The sequence below is a fragment of the Streptomyces sp. KR55 genome (genome assembly GCF_052245645.1).
In the GTDB taxonomy this organism is placed as follows: Bacteria; Actinomycetota; Actinomycetes; order Streptomycetales; family Streptomycetaceae; genus Streptomyces; species Streptomyces flavusporus.
Genome location: NZ_JBQQCE010000900.1, coordinates 1 through 1385, shown reverse-complemented (window position 1 = coordinate 1385; position 1385 = coordinate 1). Strand labels below are relative to the sequence as shown.

Below are 1385 nucleotides of genomic sequence, written 5' to 3'. Positions count from 1 at the left end.
GGGTGTGTCAATTTAACGGCTGATCTTGGTTGTTGAGTGGTCAGTTGTTGCTCGGGGTCAGGCGGCCCTCGAAGGCGATCTGGAAGGCGTTGAGTGGGGCCTTCCAGCGCATGGTCCACCGCTTGCGGCCCTTCCCGGTCGGGTCCAGGCTCATCAGCGCCATGTAGATGCACTTGAGGGCGGCGGCCTCGTTGGGGAAATGTCCTCGGGCGCGAACGGCCTTGCGTATGCGGGCGTTGACGCTCTCGATCGCGTTCGTGGAGCAGATGACCTTGCGGATCTCGACGTCGAAGGAGAGGAAGGGCACGAACTCGGCCCAGGCGTCTGACCACAGCTTCACGATCGCCGGATACTTCCCTCCCCAGGACTCCTGGAACTCCAGGAACCGCTCCGTCGCCGCGTCCTCGCTGGGTGCGGTGTAGACGGGCTTGAGGGCCTTGGCGACCTTGTCCCAGTCCTGACGGGCGGCATAGCGAAAGCTGTTCCGCAGGAGGTGAACCACACACGTTTGAACAATCGTGCGAGGCCAGACGGTCTCGACTGCCTCGGGCAGGCCCTTGAGCCCGTCGCAGACCAGCATCAGCACGTCGTCCAGGCCGCGGTTCTTCAGCTCGGTGAACACGTGCAGCCAGTACTTGGCGCCCTCGCCGCCGTCACCGGCCCAGATCCCGAGGATGTCGCGGGTGCCGTCCACGGTCACCGCCATCACCACGTAGACCGGACGGTTCGCGACCTGCCCGTCTCTGATCTTGACGTTGATGGCGTCCACGAACAGGACCGGGTAGACCCGGTCCAGCGGCCGGTTCTGCCATTCGGCCATGCCGTCCATCACCTTGTCGGTGATGGTGGAGATGGTCTGCTTGGACACCTCGGCGCCGTACACCTCGGCGAGATGAGCCGAGATCTCCCCGTGGGTAAGACCCTTCGCGGACAGTGACAGCACCATCTCGTCGACGCCGGTCAGGCGGCGCTGCCGCTTCTTGACGATCTGTGGCTCGAAACTGCCGGCCGTGTCGCGGGGCACCTTCACCTCGACCGGGCCGACGTCGGTCAGCACGGTCTTCGCCCGGCTTCCGTTGCGGCTGTTGCCGTTGTTCTTCCCAGCCGGATCGTGCTTCTCGTAGCCGAGGTGATCGGTCATCTCGCCTTCCAGGGCGGACTCCAGCACCCGCTTGGTCAGCATCTGCAACAGTCCGCCCTCACCGGTCAGTTGCAGGCCCTCACTACGTGCTCGATCAACCAGCATCGCGACAAGCTGTTCGTCCGACGCGGCCGACGGCGTCGCATCGCCTGCCGGCTCCTCCACGGACTCGTGCTCCGTCGTCGTCTCGCTCACGTGGCGTCTCTCCCTTGATCAGCAGATCCGCCGTTGATTAGACACTCCC

Annotated in this window: 1 protein-coding gene; it reads right to left on the bottom strand. The window is 64.5% G+C overall.

Annotated features, from left to right (window positions below; all coding sequences use genetic code 11):
- Window positions 1–40 precede the first annotated feature (40 nt).
- Window positions 41–1246, bottom strand: a complete 1206-nt coding sequence (locus tag ACTWQJ_RS51375; protein WP_443313200.1) for an IS256 family transposase — start codon at window positions 1244–1246, stop codon at window positions 41–43.
- Window positions 1247–1385: the final 139 nt, after the last annotated feature.